Origin of the sequence: Paenibacillus sp. Y412MC10 (assembly GCF_000024685.1) — a bacterium.
Taxonomy (GTDB): Bacteria; Bacillota; Bacilli; order Paenibacillales; family Paenibacillaceae; genus Paenibacillus_AQ; species Paenibacillus_AQ lautus_A.
This window is the reverse complement of the sequence record NC_013406.1, coordinates 3,463,790-3,487,982: the sequence shown is the minus strand read 5'-3', so window position 1 is coordinate 3,487,982 and position 24,193 is coordinate 3,463,790. Positions and strand designations below refer to the sequence as shown.

The 24,193-nt window shown below is 55.8% G+C and carries 17 protein-coding genes; 16 read left to right on the top strand and 1 reads right to left on the bottom strand.

All coding sequences use genetic code 11. From position 1 onward, the window contains the following. Nucleotides 1-8 precede the first annotated feature (8 nt). The 16 genes from GYMC10_RS15090 to GYMC10_RS15015 all read left to right on the top strand — a co-directional run bounded on the left by GYMC10_RS15090 (nucleotide 9) and on the right by GYMC10_RS15015 (nucleotide 23,163). Nucleotides 9-1,097 carry a sialidase family protein gene (locus tag GYMC10_RS15090; protein ID WP_015735281.1) on the top strand — a complete coding sequence of 363 codons (1,089 nt, stop codon included), beginning with the start codon at nucleotides 9-11 and terminating at the stop codon, nucleotides 1,095-1,097. A gap of 136 nt (nucleotides 1,098-1,233) precedes the next feature. Beyond that, complete coding sequence (locus GYMC10_RS15085) at nucleotides 1,234-2,115, top strand: AraC family transcriptional regulator (protein WP_015735280.1); 882 nt, start codon at nucleotides 1,234-1,236, stop codon at nucleotides 2,113-2,115. A 189-nt stretch (nucleotides 2,116-2,304) separates the two neighbouring features. Beyond that, complete coding sequence (locus GYMC10_RS15080) at nucleotides 2,305-3,849, top strand: DUF5605 domain-containing protein (protein WP_261979726.1); 1,545 nt, start codon at nucleotides 2,305-2,307, stop codon at nucleotides 3,847-3,849. 65 nt (nucleotides 3,850-3,914) lie between these two features. Beyond that, on the top strand, nucleotides 3,915-5,039 hold the full coding sequence (locus tag GYMC10_RS15075) for an ABC transporter ATP-binding protein (RefSeq protein WP_015735278.1): 1,125 nt from the start codon (nucleotides 3,915-3,917) through the stop codon (nucleotides 5,037-5,039). A gap of 23 nt (nucleotides 5,040-5,062) precedes the next feature. Then, on the top strand, nucleotides 5,063-8,068 hold the full coding sequence (locus GYMC10_RS15070) for an extracellular solute-binding protein (protein ID WP_015735277.1): 3,006 nt from the start codon (nucleotides 5,063-5,065) through the stop codon (nucleotides 8,066-8,068). After that, a complete protein-coding gene (locus tag GYMC10_RS15065; protein ID WP_015735276.1) occupies nucleotides 8,055-9,038 on the top strand; it encodes a carbohydrate ABC transporter permease in 984 nt (327 codons plus the stop codon). Before GYMC10_RS15070 ends, GYMC10_RS15065 begins: the two co-directional genes overlap by 14 nt. 1 nt (nucleotide 9,039) lies before the next feature. After that, nucleotides 9,040-9,936: a carbohydrate ABC transporter permease gene (locus GYMC10_RS15060; RefSeq protein WP_015735275.1), complete on the top strand. Its 897-nt coding sequence runs from the start codon at nucleotides 9,040-9,042 to the stop codon at nucleotides 9,934-9,936. 19 nt (nucleotides 9,937-9,955) lie between these two features. Next, complete coding sequence (locus GYMC10_RS15055; RefSeq protein ID WP_015735274.1) at nucleotides 9,956-12,103, top strand: YIP1 family protein; 2,148 nt, start codon at nucleotides 9,956-9,958, stop codon at nucleotides 12,101-12,103. Next, the gene (locus GYMC10_RS15050) at nucleotides 12,100-14,373 is read left to right on the top strand and encodes a DUF5696 domain-containing protein (protein WP_015735273.1); all 2,274 of its coding nucleotides are present in this window, start codon (nucleotides 12,100-12,102) and stop codon (nucleotides 14,371-14,373) included. Before GYMC10_RS15055 ends, GYMC10_RS15050 begins: the two co-directional genes overlap by 4 nt. Further along, on the top strand, nucleotides 14,370-15,236 hold the full coding sequence (locus GYMC10_RS15045) for a carbohydrate ABC transporter permease (protein WP_015735272.1): 867 nt from the start codon (nucleotides 14,370-14,372) through the stop codon (nucleotides 15,234-15,236). Before GYMC10_RS15050 ends, GYMC10_RS15045 begins: the two co-directional genes overlap by 4 nt. Before the next feature lie 12 nt (nucleotides 15,237-15,248). Further along, nucleotides 15,249-16,202 carry a carbohydrate ABC transporter permease gene (locus tag GYMC10_RS15040; protein ID WP_015735271.1) on the top strand — a complete coding sequence of 318 codons (954 nt, stop codon included), beginning with the start codon at nucleotides 15,249-15,251 and terminating at the stop codon, nucleotides 16,200-16,202. Nucleotides 16,203-16,232: 30 nt separating this feature from the next. After that, nucleotides 16,233-17,654, top strand: a complete 1,422-nt coding sequence (locus GYMC10_RS15035; RefSeq protein ID WP_041621994.1) for a DUF5060 domain-containing protein — start codon at nucleotides 16,233-16,235, stop codon at nucleotides 17,652-17,654. A gap of 14 nt (nucleotides 17,655-17,668) precedes the next feature. Beyond that, a complete protein-coding gene (locus GYMC10_RS15030) occupies nucleotides 17,669-19,150 on the top strand; it encodes a DUF5605 domain-containing protein (protein WP_015735269.1) in 1,482 nt (493 codons plus the stop codon). Nucleotides 19,151-19,212: 62 nt separating this feature from the next. Next, a complete protein-coding gene (locus tag GYMC10_RS15025; protein ID WP_015735268.1) occupies nucleotides 19,213-21,342 on the top strand; it encodes a hypothetical protein in 2,130 nt (709 codons plus the stop codon). After that, nucleotides 21,339-22,253, top strand: a complete 915-nt coding sequence (gene dapA / locus GYMC10_RS15020) for a 4-hydroxy-tetrahydrodipicolinate synthase (RefSeq protein WP_015735267.1) — start codon at nucleotides 21,339-21,341, stop codon at nucleotides 22,251-22,253. The genes GYMC10_RS15025 and dapA overlap by 4 nt, the downstream gene beginning before the upstream one ends. Next, nucleotides 22,234-23,163: a pectinesterase family protein gene (locus GYMC10_RS15015; RefSeq protein ID WP_015735266.1), complete on the top strand. Its 930-nt coding sequence runs from the start codon at nucleotides 22,234-22,236 to the stop codon at nucleotides 23,161-23,163. The genes dapA and GYMC10_RS15015 overlap by 20 nt, the downstream gene beginning before the upstream one ends. 27 nt (nucleotides 23,164-23,190) lie before the next feature. On the opposite strand, the gene GYMC10_RS15010 is transcribed toward GYMC10_RS15015, so the two are convergent. Then, nucleotides 23,191-24,174 (bottom strand): sialidase family protein, encoded by a 984-nt coding sequence (locus tag GYMC10_RS15010; protein ID WP_015735265.1) that lies wholly within the window; start codon nucleotides 24,172-24,174, stop codon nucleotides 23,191-23,193. Nucleotides 24,175-24,193 lie beyond the last annotated feature (19 nt).

The following is a 24,193-nucleotide window of genomic DNA, read 5'->3' as shown; positions in this document are numbered from 1 at the left end:
GATAACTCATGCAATTAACGGAACGGTACAACGGGATATTAAGTCAATCGGAGCAGGATCCGCAGCTGACGGAGGCCTTGCTGCCTATCCGTTACGAGCCCGATAGCCATTCGGCGAATTTGCTGGCGCTGGACAACGGAGATTTGCTTTGCGTCTGGTTCTCCGGAAGCGGCGAGGGCAATCCGGATACGAACGTGCTGCTGTCGAGGCTTCCCGCAGGCGGCGAACGGTGGGAGGAGCCGATCGAGGTAGCGGCCGATCCGGAGCGCTCGGAGCAAAATCCGCTCGTCTTCCAGGCGCCGGACAACAAGGTGTGGCTTCTGCATACATCGAATGAGCCGCACAACCAGCAGACCTCCAAAATCGTCGGCCGCATCTCGGATGATCGAGGATATACATGGGGGGAGCCGTTTGTCCTGCATGAGGGCCCCGGCATGTTCCTCCGTCAGCCGATTCTCGCGATGAGCAACGGAGAATGGCTGCTGCCTTGTTATTACTGCAAGCCCGGCGGACATTACAGCGTGGTGCTTATATCGGCCGACCAAGGAGAGACATGGTCGGAATACGAGGTGCAAGGCAGCCTTCATCGTGTTCAAATGAGCGTTGTGGAGCTCGACGGCGGCACGTTGTTCGCCGTCTTCCGCAGCCGCCATGCCGACCGCATCTACGGCAGCGTCTCCAAGGATTTCGGCAAAACGTGGAGCGAGCCGGCAAAAACATCTTTGCCGAACAACAATTCCTCCATTCAATTGGCGAAGCTTGCGAACGGGCATTTGGCGATTATCTATAACGATTCTACGATGGAGAGAGATCAATACCGCTGGATCGAGAGGAATGGCGAATGGCTCAAGAAGACGCTGCGGACGCCGCTGACCGTCGCGATCTCGGAGGATGGCGGCAAGACTTGGCCCCATGTCAAAAACGTCCAGATGTCGGATCTCGAGCATAAGGAGAAGCAAACCGGATATTCTTATCCGAGCATTATGGGAACAAAGGACGGCAGCATCCACGCCGCTTATTCGTACCTGAGGAAAGCGATCAAATATGTGCGCTTTACCGAGGAATGGGTGAAGGAGAACGGGAGGACGCCCGTTTAACGAACGTTCATGAAAATTTAGAGCGGAATAGACTTTTTTTGCAATCGCTTTAATTGAGAAATTTTGCTACTATTAAAACGGTAATGAAGTGTTTACGAAGTGTAGAATCACAAACACACTCGACCGGGGTGATCGTATGAATTGGCGCATCATCGAATTGAGCGGGGATATTTTTTTTAATCCTGATTTTGACATATTCATTAATCGCGAAGTCGAAGGGTTTTGTCTATCGCAGCATACCCATGATTTTATAGAAATCAGCTATGTGGAGGAAGGCAGCGGATATCATTATGTCGAGGATCAGTTGATCCCGATCAAACGCGGCGATCTGTTCGTCATACCGATCGGCACGTCGCATGTGTTCCGGCCTTCTTCCCAGGACAATCAACTTGTCATCTACAACTGCATCTTCCGGACTTGCCTGCTGGAGCAATTGAAGTCCGTCATCTGCGAATCGACCAAGCTGCACAGTCTGTTGTATGGCTCGTCACCGTCGGCCAAGTGGCTTCAATACCAGGACAAGTTCGACAAGTTTTTGTCCATCATGCACGGGATGTTCAGAGAATATTTGAAGAAGGGACCTCGTTATGAATTTCTGATGATGGGGCAGCTCATCCAGGTCCTGGCCATGCTGCAGCGCTATGAGTGCGACGGGAGCATGGTATCCACGCCGACGAACAACATGGATGACGCCATCCAATACATTAACGATCACTTTGCCACGAACCTCACGGTTCAGCAGGTAGCGGAGAGGTCGTTCATGAGCCCAAGCCACTTTCAACGGTTGTTCAAGAAAACGACAGGCGTCACGTTCATGCAATTTTTGCAAAATATCCGGGTTCAGCGCTGCTGCGAGCTACTGAAATCGACCGAAATATCGATTCAGGAGGCCGCCAATCAGGTTGGCTATCAGGATATGAAGTTTTTCCACTCGCTGTTTCGCAAGAAGACGGGCGTTACGCCCAGAGAGTACCGGAGAAGCACGCCGGATCCGGAATTTAGAATGGCCTCAATGTAAAAATGAAAGCGCATTCCCTAGCGGGATTGCGCTTTTTTTTGCCATGCTGCAGCTCCGCGCAGCATGATTCGAGCGCTTCTGCATGGCTAATGGGTCAATCCAATTTCCGGAATGCCGGAGAACCGCTTGCCCGGATTGCATCCCCCTATAGAAACGGCCTGAATCGCCTATAAAAGGGGGAGATTAGCATTGTATAATGAGGAAAATTCGCATCCGGCGGGCCTGTTTGGGGGCTTGGCCATGCGGAAGGAGAGACAACGCGTGATTTATAACAAAACAGTTGGAAGATGGGCTGTATTTGAAACCGCTATCAATGTCGATGAAACGCTTGAAAATCCGTTCAGCGGCGTCCAGCTGAAGGCTGCATTCCGGAGCGGCGAGCGGACGGTGAAGGCAAATGGGTTCTACGACGGGGACGGCGTCTACAAAATCAGATTTATGCCGGATGCTGTCGGACCTTGGACATTCTTGACAAGCAGCAACGTTCCGGCGCTGGATGCCTTAACCGGCGAGTTCGAATGCACGGACGCCGGAGCCGGCAATCACGGACCCGTTCGCGTCGCATCGCGGGATTCATTCGAATATGCGGACGGATCGCCCTACATTCCGTTCGGAACGACTTGCTACGCTTGGGTACACCAGAACGAGCCGCTGCAGGCGGAGACGCTCGAAGCGCTGCGGAATTCTCCCTTCAATAAAATACGCATGTGCGTCTTTCCCAAAAGGTATACCTTCAACGTCACCGAACCGGCGCTCTTTGCTTTTCCGGGCTCGAAGGAAGACGGTTTCGACCTTGAACGGTTCGAACCGCGGTTCTTCCAGGGGCTGGAACGGCGAATTGAGCAATTGGCGGAGCTGGGGATTGAAGCGGATGTCATCTTGTTTCACCCTTACGACAAGGGACATTGGGGATTCGACAGGATGAGCCCGGATCGAGATGAATTTTATTTGCGATATGTCATCGCGCGCCTGGCCGCTTATCGCAACGTATGGTGGTCGCTGGCCAATGAGTACGATTTCATGAGGGAAAAGCGGAAAGAAGACTGGGACCGGTTATTCCAAATCGTGCAAGAAAACGATCCTTACGGGCATCTCCGTTCCATCCACAACGGAACGAAAATGTACGATCCCACGTCGCTTGATCTCTACGACCACTCGAAACCATGGGTCGATCACGTCAGCCTGCAGCACTGGGATCTTACCGCTGTAGACTCGATCCGACGCGCATACGGGAAGCCGGTCGTCGTGGACGAGTGCTGCTACGAAGGCGATATCCCTCGCCGATGGGGCAACATCACAGGTGAAGAGATGACGCACCGGTTCTGGGAAGGAACCGTTCGCGGCGCTTACGTCGGTCACGGAGAGACGTACATGCATCCCGAGAACATCATCTGGTGGTCGCACGGAGGAGAACTGCACGGCACGAGTCCCGATCGAATCGGATTTCTTAGGAAGGTGCTGGAGGATGCGCCGCGGCATTTAACAGTCATCGACACGATTAAGGATGTGCCGGCTCTCGGCAAACAGGAAGACTATTACTTGTTGTACTTCGGCATTCACCGGCCGATCGTCCGTCCGGTCCAGCTTTCGGAGGACGCCGCGTATACCGCGGAAGTTATCGATACCTGGAACATGACGATCGAGCCGATCGAGGGGACCTTCTCCGGCGATTGCGCGATCAGCCTGCCGGGCAGGCCGTATTTGGCGCTGCGAATTCGGCGGAGCATGCAATAAAGGTTGAACATTGCCAGGACAAAGACAGCGGACTATTCCATACCCAATTGTTCGGAGGTGCCGCCATGGGGCGCATTGTACTAAAGCATGTAGAGAAACGATATGGCAAGGACAAACAATATGCCGTAAAGGATTTTAACCTAGAGATCGAGGACGGCGAGTTTCTTGTCATGGTCGGCGGGTCTGGCTGCGGCAAATCGACGACGCTCCGCATGATCGCCGGGCTGGAGGATATTACTTCCGGCGAGCTGTACATCGGGGATAAGCTGGTGAATCATCTGCCGCCTAAGGATCGCGATATTGCGATGGTCTTCCAGAACTACGCGTTGTACCCGAATATGAATATTTACGAAAATATCGCGTTCGGCCTGCGTCTGCGCAAGGAGCCGAAGCACGAGATCGATCTGTCGGTCAAATCGACGTCGCGCACGCTGGAGATCGAGCAGTTTCTGGATCGCAAGCCGAGACAGTTGTCGGGCGGTCAGCGCCAGCGCGTCGCGCTCGGCCGGGCGATCGTCCGAAAGCCTAGCGTGTTCTTGATGGACGAGCCGCTGTCGAACCTTGATGCCAAGCTAAGAGTTCAGATGCGTACGGAGATTATCCGGCTTCATAAACAACTCGGCGTGACGACTGTTTATGTAACGCATGATCAGGTGGAAGCGATGACGATGGGCAACCGGATCGTCGTCATGAAGGACGGCGTGATTCAGCAGGTCGACAGTCCGCGCCTGATCTACGGCAATCCGAGAAATATGTTCGTCGCGAGCTTTATCGGGACGCCGCCGATCAACTTCATCGAAGGGAAGGTCGTGGAAACGGACGGAGGCAAGCTGGATCTGCAGACGCAGCGGAGCTACCTGGCCATTTCGGACGAGCACGCGCAGCTGCTGCGGAAGCACGGCAAAGTGAACCGGAGAGTTGTGCTCGGCATTCGATGCGAGTATGCGCATGCAGAGCCGGAAATGGCCGATCGTCATCCGCGCAGCCAGATAACGGGCACGCTCAAGGTGGCGGAGCTAATGGGAGCGGATATGTATCTGTATGTGGATATCGGAACGGACACGCCCTTTGCCGTCCGTACGACTTCTGGCTTTGATTACAAGGAGGACCAAAAAATCACCGTTACGCTGAACATGTCGAAAGCGCTTTACTTCGATAAGGATACATCGGAAAGCTTGATGTACGAATGATGGGTGCAAAGGGGGAGAGATGAATGTTAAGGGCGCTTACGAGATGGCGTGCAATCATCGTGCCGGCATTGGCATTCGCTATGCTGCTGCCTTGGACAGTCGGAGCAGCGGGGAACGCCGGGGGAACGCAGTCGGCGAATTCGGCGGAGGAAGCATCAGCCGTGTCGGCGGAGGAGCCGCAGAAGGAATCGCCGGAGGAATCGCAGACGGCAGCAGCGAACGAAACGGGCGAGCCCTACTTTCTGGATAAGCTGGCGGAATGGAAGCAAGCGGGAGCGCCTTCCGAACATGACGGAAAGGTCAGCTTGTCCGGCGCCGGCTTTGCGCGTACATCGGAAGGCGCCAGCGTTCAAGTCGGCACCGTGGACGGCCGGGCGGAGGCGCTCGATTGGGGCCTTACGAACGAGGAATGGGTTGAATACGATGTATCCATCGAGCAAGCCGGGCTGTACCAGATCGATTTGACGTACCGTCCCGTTACGGACGGCAACCGCAGAAGGCCGATCCTGCTTAACGTCTCGTTCGACGGAAACAATGCGTTTCTTGAAGCGAGATCCATCACGCTGGACCGCCGCTGGAAGGATCCTTTCCCGGCTGCCGTCGACTCGAACGGCGATCAGATCCGTCCGATGGCCGAGGATATCAGCGGCTGGATTACGACATCGCTGCGAGATTCGGGAGGGGCTTACGTCGAACCGCTGCAGTGGTACTTGACGCCCGGGAAGCATACGCTCCGCTTTACCAGCAACGAGCCGTTCGCGCTCGGCTCCATCGAGCTGTCGGATCCGGAGCAGGTTCCGGACTACGAGACGGCAAAGCAGGTGAATGCCGGCAAAAGCGGAGCCGGAACGAGCGGGGAGCCGATCGTTATCGAAGCCGAGCAGGGCGATTGGAAAAGCGTCTCCTCAATCTCGCTTCGCTATGACAACGAGATCAACAGCACGCCGTATAAACGCGGGAAAATCACGTTCAACACGATCGACGGCTCGCGCTGGTCAACCGGAAACGGCGAAATCAGCTGGACCTTCGACGTTCCCGAAAGCGGATATTACAAAATCGGAATGCGAACCAAACAAAATTACTCCTCCAACCGTTCGTCCTTCCGGACGATTATGGTCAACGGCGAAATTCCGTTCGCCGAAATGAAGGCGTACCGGTTCCCGTACGAGTCCGGCTGGCAGGGCGTCCGGCTCGAGGACGAGCAGGAGGAGCCATACCTGTTCTATATGGAAAAAGGAAGCAATACGATCTCGATGCGCGCGACCGGTGCTCCCGTCAAACCGATGATCTCCGAGCTGGAGAAAACCGTAACCGAGCTGATGGAGCTTGCGACCGATCTGAAAGCGCTGACCGGAGGTTCCAACGACACGAACAGAACTTGGAAAATCAATACCGAGCTGCCCGGTTTTACGGATAAGCTCGGTACAATCGGAGACTCGCTGGACGCTGTTCAGAAAAAGCTGATCGAGGTCAACGGCAAGAAGGATGCCGTCACGCAAGGATTGTTCACGACGATCAAGGATATCCGTTCCATGCTTGCGGATCCGAATCAGATTCCGTACAAAACCGACCGTTTCGTCACAATGCAGGGTAAGGTCGCCGAGATGCTGCAGCAGCTGAAGACCCAGCCGCTTGGGCTTGACCGCATTTATATCGTGCCGGAGAAGGAGAAGTTTCCAAAGATGGAAGCGGGTTTCTTCAAAAAGCTGGAAGGGACATTCGTTAATTTCTTTTCTTCGTTCCAGTCGAAGGAGCAGCTGAGCAGCATGGATGACGATGTGCTGAACGTATGGGTGCTCCGCGGACGCGATTACGTCAATCTTCTGCAACAGCTGGCCGAAGAGCAGTTTACGCCGAAGACGGGTATCAAGGTAAAGGTCAACTTGCTTCCGGATACGAATTTGCTCGTCCTGATGAACGCGGCCGATATCGCGCCGGACGTCGCGCTCGGTTTGCCGGAGACGCTGCCGTTCGATTACGCGATCCGCAACGGGCTGTACGATCTGACGCGGTTCCAGGATTTCGATGCGGTATACAAGCGTTTCGCGCCGGGCTCCTGGACGCCTTTCTACTACGACAAAGGCTATTACGCGGTACCGGAGACGCAGAGCTTCTCCATGCTCTATTACCGCAAAGATATATTGAAGGAGCTTGGACTCGAGGTGCCCGACACCTGGGAAGAGGTCTATGATATGCTCCCTACCTTGCAGCAGAACAATCTCAATATGGCGCCGACTCAGCATATGCCGTTTTTCTTCAAGAACGGGGCCGATTATTTCAACAAGAACGGCCTGCAGACGGCTCTGGGAACGGAAGCGGGATACAAAGCCTTCAAGGAATGGACCGACCTGTATAACGTATACGCCGTAGACCAACAGCTGGCCAGCTTTTACCAGTCGTTCAGAAGCGGCACCGTCCCGATCGGCATCTCGGACTTCAGCATGTACATCCAGCTGATGGTAGCTGCTCCCGAGCTGAACGGGTATTGGGGAATCGCGCCGATTCCGGGCGTCAAGCAGAGCGGCGGAGAAGTGGCCAGGTGGATGGGCGGCAACCTGCAATCGTCCGTCATCTTCAAGAAGACCAAAAAAGCCGAGCAAAGCTGGGAGTTTCTCAAGTGGTGGACCTCCGCCGAGGTACAGGAGAGGTACGGCTCCGATCTGGAGACGATTAACGGCCTATCCTTCCGTTGGAACACCTCGAATATCGAAGCGTTCGTCCACCTTCCGTGGAAGCAGGAAGATTTGAACGGCATTCTCGAGCAATGGCGCTGGTTCAAGGAAATTCCGAACGTGCCGGGCAGCTACTTCCTGGAAAGGGAGCTGCAGAACGCCTGGAACCGGAGCGTCGTCGACGGCATCAATTACCGGAGTTCGCTCGAGACGTCGACTTTGGAGATCGAACGGGAAATGCAAAGAAAACTGCAGGAATTCGGCATTATCGACAGCGTGGGCGAGGTGCTTCGGCCGCTTGATTTGCCCGAGGTCAACCAGCCATGGGAAGGGGTGAATCCATATGTCAGAGATTAACGCGCAGGCTTTGAAAAAACCTTCCGCATCCGGCGGAACATCGCTCCGCGCGAAAGGAAAGGCGTCCGAGCTGCTGAGGGAAATTTGGCGCTTCCGGTTGTCGTACCTGTTCATTGCGCCGTTTATGATCTGTTTTGTCCTATTTATATTAATTCCGGTCGTAAGCGCGTTTCTGCTCAGCTTTATGACCTATAACTCACTCGAGCCGCCTCGCTTTGTCGGCTGGGCGAATTTCCGTTATATGATTTCGGAGGATCTGTTGTTTCTGAAATACGCGTTGCCGAATACGTTCAAATTCGCGATCATCGCAGGACCGTGCGGCTACATTGCCGCCTTCCTGCTGGCCTGGTTAATCACGATTCTTCCCGTACGCTTGCGCAAATGGTTTGCCCTCGCGATGTATTCCCCGTCGCTGATGGGGGGAATCGCAATGACCATCGTCTGGCTGCCGATGCTGAGCGGCGACCGGATCGGTTACTTGAACAGCTTTCTGCTCGAATGGGGATTCATAAGCGACCCCGTGTTATGGGTGACGAGCAAGGAGCATCTGATGTCGTCCATGATCGTCGTTACGCTGTGGTCCAGCATGGGGATCGGATTTCTGGCGATGATGGCGGGCATCTTGAACGTCAATCCCGACCTGTACGAAGCGGGGAGACTCGACGGCATCAAATCCAGGCTGGAGGAAATCTGGTACATTACGATTCCGTCCATGAAGCCTCAGATGCTGTTCGGAGCGGTTATGGCCATCGTCGGAACCTTCAAGGCGGGCAGCATCGGCACGGAGCTGTCGGGGATGAACCCTACGCCGCAATATTCCGGCCATCTCATTATGAACCAGATCGACGATTACGGATTTATTCGTTTCGAACTGGGCTATGCATCCGCTTTGTCCGTATTCTTGCTGCTGCTTATGTATTTATCCAATAAGTTTTGCTGGGGTCTGTTCGGTTCGAAGGGAGATGAATAAGATGGCAATGCCGCTGCTGCGCAAGCGATTCCGTTTCAAGAGACAATCCAGGCTGCATCGGATGAGCCGCTTCGAGAAGGCTGTCGTATTTCTGCTCGTCCTATTCAGCGCGTTTATGCTCCTGCCGCTGGTTTATATTTTCAATCACGCGTTAAAGCCGTACGAAGAACTGTTCATTTATCCACCGACGATTTGGGCTCGCACCCCATCCTTGCAAAATTTCGTCGAGCTGTTCCATATTACGTCGGATTCCGTTATTCCGGTCACGCGCTACATTTTCAACAGCTTGACCGTAGCGGTGCTGAGCGTCATCACGGTGACGGGGGTAAGCGCGTTATGCGCCTACCCGCTTTCGAAGCATAAGTTTCCCGGTTATAAGCTTGTGTTCGCAACGATTATGCTGACGCTGCTGTTCGCGCCGGAGACGGTTACGATCCCTCGTTATCTCGTCGTCAGCAACTTGGGGATCATGAACACGTACTGGGGCCACATCTTGCCCATGGTAGCCGTACCTGTCGGCGTCTTCTTAATGAAGCAGTTCATCGATCAAATTCCGAACGAGCTGCTGGAATCGGCTCGCCTGGACGGCGCCAGAGAATTTACGGTGTTCCTGCGGATCGTAGTTCCCGTCATCCTTCCAGCGGTCGCAACCATTGGCATCATCTCGTTCCAGACCGCGTGGGGCAACGTCGAGACATCGAATTTGTTCATGCAGGACGAGCAGATGAAGACGTTCCCGTTCTTTATCTCATCGCTGACTTCGAACATGGCGAACAACGTGGCAAGGCAGGGTGCGGCCGCAGCCGCGGCGCTGTTTATGTTCATTCCGAACCTTATTATTTTTCTTGCATTCCAGAGCAAGGTCATTGCGACAATGGCCCATTCCGGCATTAAATGAAACCGCGGGAGGAGAAATTATGAAGCCGGCACAATCCAAAATGATCCGTCTCCTGCGGGGCTTGCTGGCCGTGTGCCTCGTATGGGTCGTCTTTCCGGCGGCAGTATCCGCCGATTATCCTTATTCAACGAATTACAGATCGGCCGCCACCGGATCGCTTGTCTGGACGCAAGCCGCTTTTGCGCCGGAGCAGGTGCTTGGCAGGGACATATTCGTCCCCGATCCCAATGATCCCGCCAAACAAGCGCAGTCGCCGCTTATGCAGCCTCGAGATCTGTTCATCGACGCCCAGGACCGGATCTATGTAGCCGATTCGGGGAACAATCGGGTCGTCGTGTTTCATCCGAACGGCGAATTCGACCGCGTGCTGCCAGCGCTTGAAGGTACGCCGTTGTCCAATCCGCAGGGGCTGCACGTCGATGAGAAGGGCCAAATATATGTCGCGGATACGGGAAACGCCAGGATCGTGATGCTCGACCAGCAGGGGAAGCTGCTGAAGGAATATAAGCTTCCGGAATCAAGGTTTATTCCGGCGGATTACCGTTTCGAGCCGATCAAGGTCGCGGTCGATAAACGCGGATTCCTGTATATCGTATCGCTCGGCAGCTATAACGGTCTGCTTCAGCTCGATCCCGAGGGCGGCTTTGTCCGCTTCTTCGCGGCCAATAAGGTGCCTTTCACCGTCCTGGACTCGATCAAACGAATGATCTATTCGAAAGAGATGTACGAGAAGCAGCTCAGCAAGCTGCCTCCGGCCATCAACAACGTAAACATCGACGAGCGAGGGTTTACGTACACCGTTTCATTCGGAGAAAGTTTGACCGAAGACCAAGTGAAGAAGCTGAACAATGCCGGCAAGTATTTTCTCGGTTCCAGCAGCACCTTGGGGGACGGCAATAAAAAGTTCGGCGAATACCGGTTTCGCCAGATCGGACAGATGGTGAATCTGAAGGACATCGCCATCGACGCTAGCGGCAACTTCTCCGTTGTCGACGGAGATTCGAAGATGATCAGCCAATACGACGCGTTCGGCAACCTGCTGTTCTTCTGGTCCGGGGACGCAAGTCCGAACACGACGCAGCTCGGCATCGTCAAGAGCCCGTCGGCCATCGACATCAACTCGAAGAACGAACTGTTCATCCTGGACGACAATGCGAATTTGATCCAGACGTACCGCCAAACCGAGTTCGGAGCGCTCGTCTACAAGGCGAACAACCTAACCGTCGACGGCAGGTACAAGGAAGCCGAGCCGCTTTGGCGCGAGGTGCTCCATCTTAACGCGTACTATACGCCCGCGATGATCGGGCTGGCTCAGTCCGCCTACGCCCGCGGGGATTACGCGGAATCGCAAAAGCTGTTCCGCGACGCCGGCGTTCAAGAGGGTTACTCGAACGCGTTCTGGCAAATCCGCTTGCAGTGGTTCCAGGACAAATTCGGTTTGTTCATGAACTTGATCATGGTTACGGTCGCCTTGTACGTCGTTTATAGAATGGCGGCGAAACGTTATCCCGTTCTGCTGAATTCGCCGATCCGGTTCCGGCCGCGATCGCGCTTCCTGGGGCAGATGAAACATTCGCTTTACGTGCTGAGGCATCCGATCGACGGCTTCTCCGCGCTCCGCTACGAGCATAAGGGAAGCTATGCGAGCGCGTTCGTTATCCTGGCGCTGGCGTATATCTCCTATGCGGTGTCTCGAACGCATACAAGCTTCACCTTTAATATGGAAGCGATCATGCCGCTCAGCGGACTTACTGTATTCCTCCAATTTTTCCTGGTATGGATCGGCTGGGTCGTATCCAATTATTTGGTCAGCAGCATCATGCGGGGCGAGGGACGCTTCAAGGACGTGTTCGTCGGCAGCGCCTATGCGCTTACGCCGTTTATCGTAGTCGGCTTGCCGCTTACGCTGATCTCGAACGGCATGTCGCTTAGCGAAGAATCGATTTACAATTTTCTTCACACAGGCATGATGGTATGGATTTTCCTTCTGCTCGTGTGGAAGGTGCAATCGCTTCAAAATTACACGGTAGGCGAGACCGTGGTCAATTTACTGTATACGGCCGTAACGATGATTATTATCGGCGTGCTGTGCTTTATTCTGTTCGGTCTAAGCACCGAGCTGCGCAGCTTTATCTATTCGATCATACAGGAGGTGTCGGCGCGTTGACGGAAGCAAGCAAATCCTACATCAAGCTGCGCAAGCTGCTTCCTGCGGCGGCGTTGGCGGCGGCGGTAGCGTCGGTCGGCATATACTTGTGGACCCATTCCGCAAGCTCGGACGTGGTACGGACGGAGCAGGTTCAGGAGGCGGTCATTCCCGAAGGCATCAAGTCAGCCGTCAGCACGAATGGGGAGCTGCCGAACGAAGCCGATTTCGTGCAAGTAGCCGAAAGCGAGACGCTTGTGTTATTGGCGGATAAGAACACCGGTCATTTCAAAGTTCGCGACAAACGGGACGGGCACGAGCTGCGCTCTTATCCGAATCCGGAGGACTGGCCGCGGGAGACGATTTCCGGTACTTGGCGAAGCCATCTCTTGTCGCCGATCATGCTGGAGACGGCCACGAGCGTGCGCAAGACGGAAGTGAAGGTGAGCAGTCTTCTTTCGCTAAACGGCGGCATCATGAGCTGGAAGCAGCTAGAGGACGGCTTCGCCGTCACCTATGCGATGCCGTCCATTCAGATGGCGATTCCGGTCGAGGTCCGTATTAAGAACGATTATGTGGAAACAAAGGTCATCGACTCGGAGATCGTCGAAGGCAAAGACGCGTTGATCAATTTGAAGGTATATCCGTTTCTGGGCGCCAAGCAGCCCGGCGGGCAAGAAGAGGAGTATATGCTCCTGCCGGACGGCTCGGGCGCCGTCTACCGGATCAAGGAAAATATTTCGAACGACCGCAGCGTATACCGCGAACCGATCTACGGCACGGACTACGCGTTCAACTCGGTCTACACGAACCGGAGGCCGATTACGATGCCGATCTATGGCATTAAATCGGGAAGCGGCGGCTTTCTGGCCGTTGCGGACGAAGGCGAGGAATACGGATATATGTTCGCGGCGCCCGCAGGGGTGTACAGCCAGTATGCCTGGGCTACCGTAGAACATAATTACCGGCTTCAATACTTCCAGCCGACGACGTACGACAAGACAGCAGGCTTCTTTACGTTCAGCAAAGTCAAATTCGGCGGAGACCGCAAAATCCGTTACTACGTCCTTCCCGAATCGAAAAGCGACTATTCCGGCATGGCCGCGAAATACCGAGAGCATTTGATGAAGGAAAACGGTCTGAAGCAGTTGGAAGCAAGCGAGTCCGAGCTGCCGCTTTACCTTGATCTTATCGGCGGAGATTCGGAGAAGGGGTTTCTTAGCAACCGGTTCATTCCCGGCACGACGACGGACGAAGCGAAGTCGATCGTCGATCGGCTGCATGCGCAGGGCGTTCCCCGGCTGATCGTCACCTATCAAGGCTGGCAGACCGGAGGCGCGAGCCGACTCGGCTTCGGCGTGAAGGTCGACAAGCGGCTTGGCGGCAACGACGGCATGCGAAGCTTCGCCGAATACGCGAAGTCAAAGGGCGATACGGTCATTCTGGAGACGGATTTCACGCTGAACACCGACGGCGACGACTTTGATCCGAAGAGGCAAGCGACGCAGGACCAAGCGGGTTCCATCATGAAGTTCCCTCGCCTGCAATCGAACGACGAGGTTGCGATCGTGAGTCCGAAGGTAACGTTAGACAAGATGGAAGACGCCTTGAAGAGATTCGCGTCGCTGGGCATAGACGGACTTCATCTCACGGGAACCGGCTACATGCTGTACAGCGATTACAATCGCAGATCCCTCACCAGCCGGGAAGAGGCTGCATCGCTGCAAAGCGAACTGCTGAACGCCGTGCAGTCGAAGCTTCCTTCGGTAACGGTCGCGGGCGGCAATGCTTACTCGCTGCAGAGCACGGATGCCGTTAGGCAACTGGCTGGCGATTATTCGTACGACCTGTTCTTCGACGAAGCGGTTCCTTTCGCCCAAATGTCGCTGCACGGCCTAGTGCCGTATACGATGAACTGGGGCAATGCGAGGGACGAATACCGCAAGGATTTCCTGCGGAGCATCGAATACGGAGCGGCGCCGACATTCGGCGTCATGAAAGCAGAGACGGAGAAGATGAAGAGGGCGTACACGATCTGGCATTACAGCTTGAATTACGACGATTGGGAAGCCGCGATCATCGAGGAGTACAAGCGCTTTAACGAAGCGCTCGGAGATGTTCAGGGCCAATTCATGACGTACAACCGCACGCTCGCTCCTAAGGTGAAGGAGTCCGTTTACTCCGGCGGGAAGAAAATTATCGTGAACTACAACGATACCGAGGTAACCGTCTTGGGAATAAAGATTCCAGCGCAAGATTTTGTCGTGGTGAAAGGGGGAGAGGCGAAGTGAACGGATTGTTACGATTAAAAAACCGATTGTCGCAACGATACGAAGGCATCTTCCTTATTTTGCCCTGGATTATCGGGTTTCTCTTGTTCGTATCGTTCCCTCTCTTCTATTCGCTCTATATGAGCTTTCATAACGTTCGCATTACCGGGACGGGCATCCTGCATGAATATGTGGGCATCAAATATTACTATAATCTTTTGTTCGAGGACGGCGGCGTCTTCTACGACCAGCTGCTGCCGTTTCTGAGGCAGATTCTGTTCATGATTCCGATCATCGTCATCTTCTCCTTTATGATTTCGATCATGCTGAACCAAAAGTTTCTGGGAAGGGGCTTGTTCAGGGCGGTGTTCTTCCTGCCGGTTATTTTCTCCTCCGGCAATATCATTGAACGCTTCTTGAGTCAAGGGAGGGGGCAGCTCGGATTCCTGGAGCAGTTCTCCATTTCGACGACGCTCACGCAATATTTGCCGGGCTCCTGGGCGACGCCGATCGTAAGCGTCTTGAACTCGTTCGTCCTTATCTTGTGGTATTCCGGCGTGCAGATTCTACTGTTCCTTGCGGGCCGCCAGACGATTTCGGCGTCCGTTTACGAGGCGGCGCGCATCGACGGCGCGAATCCGTGGGAGATGTTCTGGAAAATCACCCTGCCGGGCATGATGCCGTTCGTCCTGCTGAATACGATTTATACCGTTGTGGATTTGTTTACTTTCCCCGGCAATCCCGTCATTGCGAGCGTCAATCCGACGCAATACGGTCCGACCAGCGCATTGATCTGGGTCTATTTCATCATCATCCTGCTGTTCTTGGGACTGGTGGTGCTGCTGCTCGGAAGAGCGGTCCGCAACACGACGCAAACGAGGTAGGAGGAGAGAAGGATGGAGAAAGTTTGGAATGTCCTAAGGCAGCGGCAGCAGCGGTTCAGCCAGGTTGGATTGCTCGAGCGTCTTCGATTGCTGCTGCTCGGGCGGGAAGCCGATAAGGGATTGCTGTTTCGCGTATTTATTTACATCGTGCTGATTGAAACGGCTTATCTGTATCTCAATCCTATTTTATATATGGTATCCACCATGGTGAAAGGCCTCGGCGATTTGTTGGATCCGACCGTGAACTGGATACCGAAGGAGATTTTTTGGGGGCATCTGAAAGAGGCGTGGAGGCTGCTGAACTACCCGACTTCGTTTGGCATCAGCTTTGGACTGTCGATCGGGGCGACGCTCTTTCAGCTCGTCGCCTGCGCGATGGCCGGATACGCGTTCGCCAGGGTAAAGTTTCCGTTCAAGCGCTTCTGGTTCGTGTGCTTGATCTTCGCCTTCGTCATCCCGCCGCAGGTCACGGTGCTGCCGCTGATTATTATGTACCGGGAAGTCGGCTGGATCGATACGTACTTCCCGATGCTGATCCCGGCCTTGTTCGGGCACGGCCTGAAGGGCGCGCTATACGTCATCATTTACCGCCAATTTTTCTCCATTCTGCCGAAGGAGCTGGAGGAAGCGGCGAAGATCGACGGCGCAAGCCTGTACAGAGTCTTCTTCAAGGTTATGCTTCCGATCGCAACGCCGGCGATTGTCGTCGTATTCCTGTTCTCTTTCGTCTGGAGCTGGAACGACAGTTATTTTCCAATGATGTTCCTGTTCAAGATGCAGGACGTTCCGCTCTCCATCGCGCTGGTGAAGGCGACGGGAGACATCTCGACGGAGGAAGGGCAGTTGTTCGCCCAGTCGCTCGACATGGCGAAGTCGTTTCTCGCGGTCATGCCGCCGCTATTGCTGTACCTCTTTACGCAGCGCTGGTTCACCGAAGGCGTCGAGCGGACCGGCCTTGTGGAATAACAACGAATGGAAGGGAGTGCCAGTGCGCTAATGGGAATGCAGGAAGTGGAACGCTGGGGAATATTCGAGGTTGCTTTATCCGGTCCTTCGGCAGGCAATCCGTTCGAGGAGGTCGCCGTGTCGGCGACCTTCGAATACCGCAACGATCGGGTCGAGGTGGAAGGATTCTATGACGGGGACGGGATCTATCGGGTCCGGTTCATGCCGGATCGGGAAGGAACGTGGCGATACGTCACGAAGAGCGGCACGTCTGAGCTGGACGGCGCGACGGGAAGCTTCCTCTGCACATCGCCGTCGAAAGGAAATCACGGGCCGGTAAGAGTCAAGGACGGTTATTTGTTTGCATTCGAGGACGGCACGCCATATATGCCGTTCGGCACGACCTGTTATCACTGGACGCATACGGGGAGCAAAGAGCATGAGCTGCAAACGCTGGAAGAGCTCGGGCAGTCCCCGTTTAATAAAGTCAGGATGTGCCTGCTCCCTACGCGGGATATGCGTCCGGAGATGGTCGCCTTCGCGGGAACATGCCCGGAGGATGCGGATACGACCCGGTTCAATCCGGCGTTCTTCGCCCATCTGGAGGAACGGATCGGCGACTTGATGAAGCTCGGAGTGGAAGCCGACCTGATTCTGTTCCATCCCTACGACAAGCAAGGCGGCTGGGGCTTCAACAGCATGTCGCGCGAACAGGATTTCTACTATCTGCGATACGTCATCGCCCGTCTTGGCGCGTACCGCAATGTCTGGTGGTCGCTGTCGAACGAATACGATTTCAACAAGATGAAGACGATCGAGGATTGGGACCGGCTGCTGCAATACGTGCAGCGGAAGGATCCGTACCAGCGGCTGCGGTCGATTCATAACGGCACCAAAATGTACGAACAATCGTCCCTGTACGATTTCTCCAAGTCGTGGCTCACGCACCAGAGCATCCAGCATTGGGATACTAGTCCGACCACCGAATGGCGGGAAGCCGTTCGCAAGCCGATCGTCGTCGACGAAATTTCCTACGAGGGCAACGTCGCCAAGCGATGGGGGAACATTACGGGGCTCGAGTTGATCCACCGCTATTGGGAGGGGCTGACCAAAGGCGGCTTCGTCGCCCATGGCGAATGCTTCGAGAACAAGCCGACAAGAGCCTGGATATCGAGCGGCGGCAAAATGTACGGTGAAAGTCCGGAGCGGATCCGATTCCTGCGCCAAGTGATGGAGGAAGGTCCGGAGGATTGGATGCAGGCTCGCGAGGAAGGCGGCTATGCGCTTCTGTACTTGGGCAAATACCGGCTTTCGTCCTATAAGCTCCCGCTGTCCCAAGATCGGGAATACCGGATCGAGCTCATCGATATTTGGAAGATGACGATAACGCCGCTTGACGGCACTTTCACGGGGCAGAGCGACTTGGCATTGCCGGCTAGACCTTATATCGCCTTGCGCGCGCAAGCAGTTTGAGAGGAGGGAACGGCGTGATTCAATATAAAAAAGAAGTAGAGCGATTTGGCATATTCGAGCTGCAACTGAAGGGGCGCGAGGACGACGGGCTGTTCGCGGACTCCGGTCTGTGGGCTGAATTCAGCAAAGAGGATCGTCATTTCGTGGCAGAAGGTTTCTACGACGGCGAAGGCAGACTATTGATCCGGTTCATGCCGGACGAGGAGGGGGAATGGTCGTTTCGCATCGAAGGCGCGTCCGCCCCAGCCGGAGGATACGCCGGACAATTCCATTGCCTGCCGGCGGGGGCCGATAATCACGGACCGGTGAGCGTATCGAACGCGACGCTGTTCGCTTATGCGGACGGCAAGCCGTATACGCCGTTCGGAACGCTGCTTGAGGCCTGGCATGTGCAGGACGAATCGAGCCGCGACCGGACGATCCGGACGCTGACGGCATCGCCCTTCAACAAAGCTCGGATGAGCGTTGTCCCGCAGGCGGGTCATGCGGGGAACGGCGAGACGGTTATATCTCCGTTTGCCATTCGCCAGGACGGCCAGCCGGACGGTGATTGCTTCGAGCCGGCTTATTTCGCGAAGCTGGAGGCCTGCGTGGAGAGTTTGTCCCGCATTGGCGTGGAAGCGGAGCTGATCCTATTCCCGGCCTCCATGGACCTTGAAGGCTCCATTCGGTTGACCCCGGAGCAGGAAGAGCGTTATATCCGTTATGCGGTTTCCCGGTTGGCCGCTTATCGCAACGTATGGTGGACGATGGCAGACCTGGGCGACGGAACGCGGAGGCGGGAAGTCGATTGGCGCGCTTATTTACAGACGCTTCGCGAATGCGATTACGGACATCATCTGTGCTCGATCCATGGCACGCCTTCCGCTTTCGATTGGGGCGTTCCCTGGCTGACGCATGTCAGCCTCCGTCAGGAGGACGTGATGCTTGCCTCCGACTTCACGCTGCAATACGAGAAGCCGATCGTCATTGACGATTGCGGACGCGAGGGTATTGGAGCGGAGCCTTGGGACGCGTTGACGCCGGAAGACATGGCGTACAGAATTTGGGAAGGCTTGTCCCGTGGCGGCTTCGCGGCCCATGGGGAATCGCTTCGCAGGCCGGACGGAACAAGCTGGTCGGTTCACGGCGGCGAGCTGCTCGGCGAGAGCGTGGAGCGGATCGCCTTCCTGCGCGGTCTGCTAGAGGATGCGCCAGGCTATCTGACATACAGCAGGCAGCGACACGATGCCTCGACCCTCGAGAAGCGGGGCGAATATTATTTGCAATATTTCGGACCGCACCGGTTCTCGTCGCGCGACTTCGGGATGCAGACAGGCGAATTCGCGGTGGATATTATCGATACATGGAATATGACGATCGAACGGCTGGACCAAACGTATCAGCAACGGTTCCAGATCAAGCTGCCCGGAGAGCTCTACTACGCGCTCCGTTTGCGCAAAATCGGCGAAGGCGCGGAGCAGGACGAACCGGAGAAGGAGCAAGCGTCGGCGTAGAAGGCGAAGACTTCACCGTCCAACCGGGCGGCAGAACGGAAATCGGAAGGAGAGCGCTGGAAATGAACGCTTATCGTATAACGAGTCCGGCCGAGCGCCGAAGCGTGGATGTATGGCAGTCGGACAACGATGTTTATATCCAATTGTCCCGCGAAGGTGACTCCGAGCCTTATTTCAGCAATAAGCTAGGACTTATGGCGGTTTACTCGGAGGGACGTCCATGGCGTGAAGAGCGGATTCGGCTACATGCCGCGCGAATCGAGCAGCATGGCGGCACGCTGCGGATCGAGGCGGACGGCGGCGAAATGTTCCTCGCATTGGAACTGAAGTTCGATGCGGAAGGGCTGCTACGGGTTTGCCCCAAATGGGAGAATCGTTCTGATCGAACCCTGTGCGACGCTGCGGTCGGGCTCGAATGGGAGCTCGCCTCCCGCGGCAAGGAAAACGTGACGATCCCCCATATGATCTACAACAACAACCCGTCGGCGGATCCCGCCAGGCTTGTGCCGCATCTCGGCATCGGCGAGGGCAAGGGCTTTATTTGCGAGGAGCATCGGCTCCCGATCCCATGCGTGAACGTCGAGTGGAACGAAGAGAACTCCGGCGGGCGATACTTTTCGATGTTTTCGCTTCCTTCCTATATCGAGGATCCGGAAGGCGTCGTCCATTACGGCTCGCTTGGCGCGTATCAGCGCGATGGAAACATATCTATCGCGGCGATGAGCGGCGTTCTGATGTTTGGTGGCGAGAAGGATATCGTGTACGTGAGCAAGAGCCAAATCGAGCCATACTCCGGCGGCTATACCGATTTTGCTCCGGGCTTTGCGCTCGAGAAAAGCTATGCTTTGGAATGGGGTCCGCAGGAGAAGCCCGGCCAGGCTTTCTCGAAGGTCGTGCACCGCGCCGTTCGGCTGTACGATCCGCAGGGCGCCAATCCGCTATCGCTGGATGAACTGATTCGACTCAAGACGGCGGCCATGGATGACCGATGGCGGGAGACGGACCGGTCGGCCGGTTACGTGAAGTTCAACGACCGGAATTCGTTCGGGCTCGTGTCGAAGAAGCATGGGCTTCATTACATGTACGGCTGGACCGGACAATGCTTGAAGCTGGCTTGGTGCGATGCGTCTTTGGGCTTAGACGGTCAATCGCGCGAGCGTATCGAGCGATGCAGGAAAGCCGTCGACTTTTATCTCGGCGAGAGCGGCACTTCGGTGCCCGGTCTCAGGAACGGCGCGTATCATTTGTCGGATGACCGGTGGGAAAATTTCCGCTGGCAGCAGGAGCCCGTCATCTCGAGCCGCGCCTTCGGCGAAACCGTCAGCGACCTCGCCGATATCATTTTGCTGTTCCGCAGCCGGGGGGAGCAGGTTCCTTCCGCTTGGACGGCCGCGTTCGAGCAATCCGCGGATTTTATACTTGGGGCCATATTGCCTTCAGGCATATTCCCTTCCGCCTTTAAGCCGGACGGCAGCGCCGCGGACACGGAGATTACGGCCGCCGGCATTCCATGCCTGATCGCGTTAATCAAAGCCTGGCAGGTGACGGGCGCGCGGACGTATCTTGACGCCGCCAGCGCCAGCATGGAGCGCTATTACGCGCTGCATGCCAAAACCTTTGAACGGCCGTTCGCCAGATCTACGCTTGACGCAAGATGCGAGGACAAGGAAGCGGGCATGTTTTTCTTCATCGCGGCCTTCGAGCTCTTCCGTCTGACCGGGGAACCTCATTTCCGCAATTGGGCGGAGATCGCCGCGGATTGGCAGCTTACCTACGTGTATATGTGGAACCCGGCTTACGATCGCGGCACGGCGTTCAGGGAAAGCGGCTTCCAGGCTGTCGGCTGGCCCGGGGTGAGCGTGCAGAACCATCATCTCGACGTCTTTTTCCCTACCTTCGAGCTGTGGCAGTTCGGCCTCATGACCGACAACGAGACGTACGTGCGCTTGGCGCGCACGATCTTTGGCGCACTCGGCCAAGGCATTTGCACCAAGCCGGGCGAGTGGGGCTTCACCGTCGTCGGGGAACAAGCGGAAGGGTTCTTCCAGTCCAACTTCCAAGGAAGAGGCAGATCCAATACCTGGAATCCCTCTTGGGTTATTTCGGAAGTGCTGCATCATGCGCTTCGCTTCCGCGAGGCGGCCACTCATGGCGAAAACCAAAATCAGGGCAAAGGAGTTCATCGTATATGATTAAACCGCACGGAATTATACCCGCAATGGTGACGCCATTCGACCAGGAGGGGCGGCTTAACGAACCCGTCGTCCGCCAGATGATTCGGCGTCTGCTTCAAGCGGGAGCGCACGGCATATTCGTGCTCGGGACGAACGGCGAATTTTTTGCGCTAACGGAAGACGAGAAGATTGAGCTTGTCCGAATCGCGGCCGACGAGATCGGCGGAGCCGTCCCGCTCTACGCGGGATCCGGCGCGATTACGACAGCAGAGACGATCCGTTTGTCGTGCAAATTGGAGGAAGCGGGCGCCGATATTTTATCCGTCATTACGCCTCACTTCGTTCCACTCAACCAATCGGAGCTTCACAGTCACTTCGAAGCGGCGGCAGGCTCGACGAATTTGCCGATCGTTCTCTATAACATACCTGCGCGCACGGGCATTATGCTGGAAGCGGCAACCGTGGCATCGTTGTCCGGCATTGCCAATATCGTCGGCGTAAAGGATTCAAGCGGCAATTACGAGCATGTGCTTCAGCTGATTCAACAATCGGGTCCCGACTTTGCGGTTTTGGCCGGCACGGATTCGTTCATTTTGTCGACCTTGCTTGCAGGGGGCGCCGGAGCGATTGCGGCATCCGCCAACGTCGCTCCCGATACGGTTGTCTCGATTTATAAACACTGGCAGGAAGGGCAGTTGGAGGAAGCCGCGAAATCGCAAGCCGACATCGCGGTTGTCCGCAAGCTGATGCAGTTCGGAACGGTCCCGTCAGGGCTCAAGGAGATTCTGAGCCAGCTGGGAATCGAAGTCGGCTCGCCGCGTCTGCCGGTGCAGCCCGTCGGCGCAGATGCGCGAAATACCATTGCGGCCACGCTGCGCGCGGCTGGCCTGCTGAAGGAGGGGAACTCGCATGCGAACATTGGTCGTTGATCAATCCGGAAACGGCGATTTCCGAACGGTTGCGGAAGCGATCGCGGCAGCGCCGGATCATGCCGTCGAACGCACGCTGATCGTCGTGAAAAACGGGCATTACAAGGAGAAGGTAACGGTTCCCGCAAGTAAAACCAATTTGTGCATGATGGGTGAAAGCCGGGACGGAGCCGTCATCTTCTATGACGATTCAGTGTCGACCCTGAAGCCGAACGGCGAGAAAATGACGACGTACGACACGCCATCCTTCACGATATTGGCAAAAGATTTTTATGCTGAAAATATGACCTTTGCTAATTCGGCCAGCAGGCTGGAGAAGCGGGGACAAGCGCTTGCGCTACATGTGGAGGGAGATCGCGCAATCTTCCGGAACGTAGCGATACTCGGCCATCAGGATACGCTGTATACGCCGGGCAACGGCAGACAATTGTACGATCGCTGCTATATCGAGGGACACGTCGACTTCATATTCGGATCTGCGACAGCCGTGTTCAAGGATTGCGAGCTTCATAGTCTCGATCGTCATAACGGCTTTGTGACGGCGGCTTCCACGGAAGAATCGCAGCCTTACGGCTACGTCTTTATGAACTGCAGACTAACCGGAGCCGCGCCTCCCGCGACCGTCAGTCTCGGCCGGCCTTGGAGGCCGCACGGAAGCGTGATTTTCGTTCATACGTGGATGGGAAGCCATATCCGTCCGGAAGGCTGGGACAACTGGCGCGATCCAGCGAAGGAAAAAACGGCGAGGTATGCGGAATACGGAAGCGTGGGACCGGGAGCGGAGTCTGCGGCCCGGGTAGAGTGGGCCAGATATTTGACGGAAGAAGAGGCGTCGGCATTGACGGTACGAAGCGTACTGGAAGGCCGCGACGGCTGGAATCCCGAAGAGGTGCGCGCGGCCGTTATATAAAGGGTTGATTTCGGGAGCAATCGCTGACTATTGTTTCAAGACGATATGGTAGAAAGCGATTCGCTCCCTTCTCCATGTGTAGCTAATATAGATGTTGTTGCCATGGGCGACGACCGCGGGGTACGAATATTGACTGATGCCCGAATCGAGCGGAAGCTCTTCGCCCCAAGTCGCGCCATCGTCGCGGGATAACCGAAGCACGAGCGGAGTGCGGGGACCTTTTCCCTTCGGATCGTCCTCGCGCGGCACAGTCGGGTTGTAGGCCATGGCAAGCGTTCCGTCCGATAACCGCGCAAGATCGAAGCCGCTGTTGTTGTTCGGCATATCGGTCGGATAAGCTTCGCACCAAGTGAAGCCGCCGTCCTGTGAATCGCTGCGGTACATAGCGCCTTCGGTGCTCCGTGCCAGCAGGTGGACGGAGCCGTCCTCCGACTCCCACAGCGTCGGTTGGATGATGCCTTTGAGCTTCAGCTTTCCGTGATCGAGCGGAACGATCGCCATTTGCGTCCACGTATCGCCATGATCGGAGGAAATATCGATAAAAGCGTCCCATGCGGGCTCAAGCGAATTCGGCGCGAGCAGCGTGCCGTTCCGGAGCATGATCGGCTTGTTCTTGACAGGTCCCCGTCCGCCGATGTCGCCGGGCACGAGCTCCTTGGGCTCGGACCAGGAAAAGCCGTTATCGTCGGAATGGATAATGCGGGTGTGCCATTCGGCAACGCGGGGGCCAACCTTGTAGAAGAGCAGCAGCTTGCCGTCAGGTCTGAGATATAGAACGGGATTCCAATGCGGAAGGCCTTCCTCGTCCGCGACTTTGACCGGAGCGGACCACCCGCCGTCCGTTCTGCGCGCCGTCCAGATCGCCACGTCGGGAGCGCCCTCGCGTGAGCCCCCGAACCATGCGGCCAGCACGTCGCCGTCCGGCAGGACGACCAGCGTGGACGCATGACAGCTCGCGAAGGGGCGATCTTCTTCAAAAATAAACTCTTTTGCTTCTACAGAATACGTCATAAAAAAAGACACCTCCAGA

Bases quoted from the DNA above. Each gene is read 5' to 3' on its own strand.
- GYMC10_RS15090 (WP_015735281.1), top strand. From the start codon at position 9: ATGCAATTAACGGAACGGTACAACGGGATATTAAGTCAATCGGAGCAG.
- GYMC10_RS15085 (WP_015735280.1), top strand. From the start codon at position 1,234: ATGAATTGGCGCATCATCGAATTGAGCGGGGATATTTTTTTTAATCCT.
- GYMC10_RS15075 (WP_015735278.1), top strand. From the start codon at position 3,915: ATGGGGCGCATTGTACTAAAGCATGTAGAGAAACGATATGGCAAGGAC.
- GYMC10_RS15070 (WP_015735277.1), top strand. From the start codon at position 5,063: ATGTTAAGGGCGCTTACGAGATGGCGTGCAATCATCGTGCCGGCATTG.
- GYMC10_RS15065 (WP_015735276.1), top strand. From the start codon at position 8,055: ATGTCAGAGATTAACGCGCAGGCTTTGAAAAAACCTTCCGCATCCGGC.
- GYMC10_RS15060 (WP_015735275.1), top strand. From the start codon at position 9,040: ATGGCAATGCCGCTGCTGCGCAAGCGATTCCGTTTCAAGAGACAATCC.
- GYMC10_RS15055 (WP_015735274.1), top strand. From the start codon at position 9,956: ATGAAGCCGGCACAATCCAAAATGATCCGTCTCCTGCGGGGCTTGCTG.
- GYMC10_RS15040 (WP_015735271.1), top strand. From the start codon at position 15,249: ATGGAGAAAGTTTGGAATGTCCTAAGGCAGCGGCAGCAGCGGTTCAGC.
- GYMC10_RS15035 (WP_041621994.1), top strand. From the start codon at position 16,233: ATGGGAATGCAGGAAGTGGAACGCTGGGGAATATTCGAGGTTGCTTTA.
- GYMC10_RS15025 (WP_015735268.1), top strand. From the start codon at position 19,213: ATGAACGCTTATCGTATAACGAGTCCGGCCGAGCGCCGAAGCGTGGAT.
- dapA (WP_015735267.1), top strand. From the start codon at position 21,339: ATGATTAAACCGCACGGAATTATACCCGCAATGGTGACGCCATTCGAC.
- GYMC10_RS15015 (WP_015735266.1), top strand. From the start codon at position 22,234: ATGCGAACATTGGTCGTTGATCAATCCGGAAACGGCGATTTCCGAACG.
- GYMC10_RS15010 (WP_015735265.1), bottom strand. From the start codon at position 24,174: ATGACGTATTCTGTAGAAGCAAAAGAGTTTATTTTTGAAGAAGATCGC.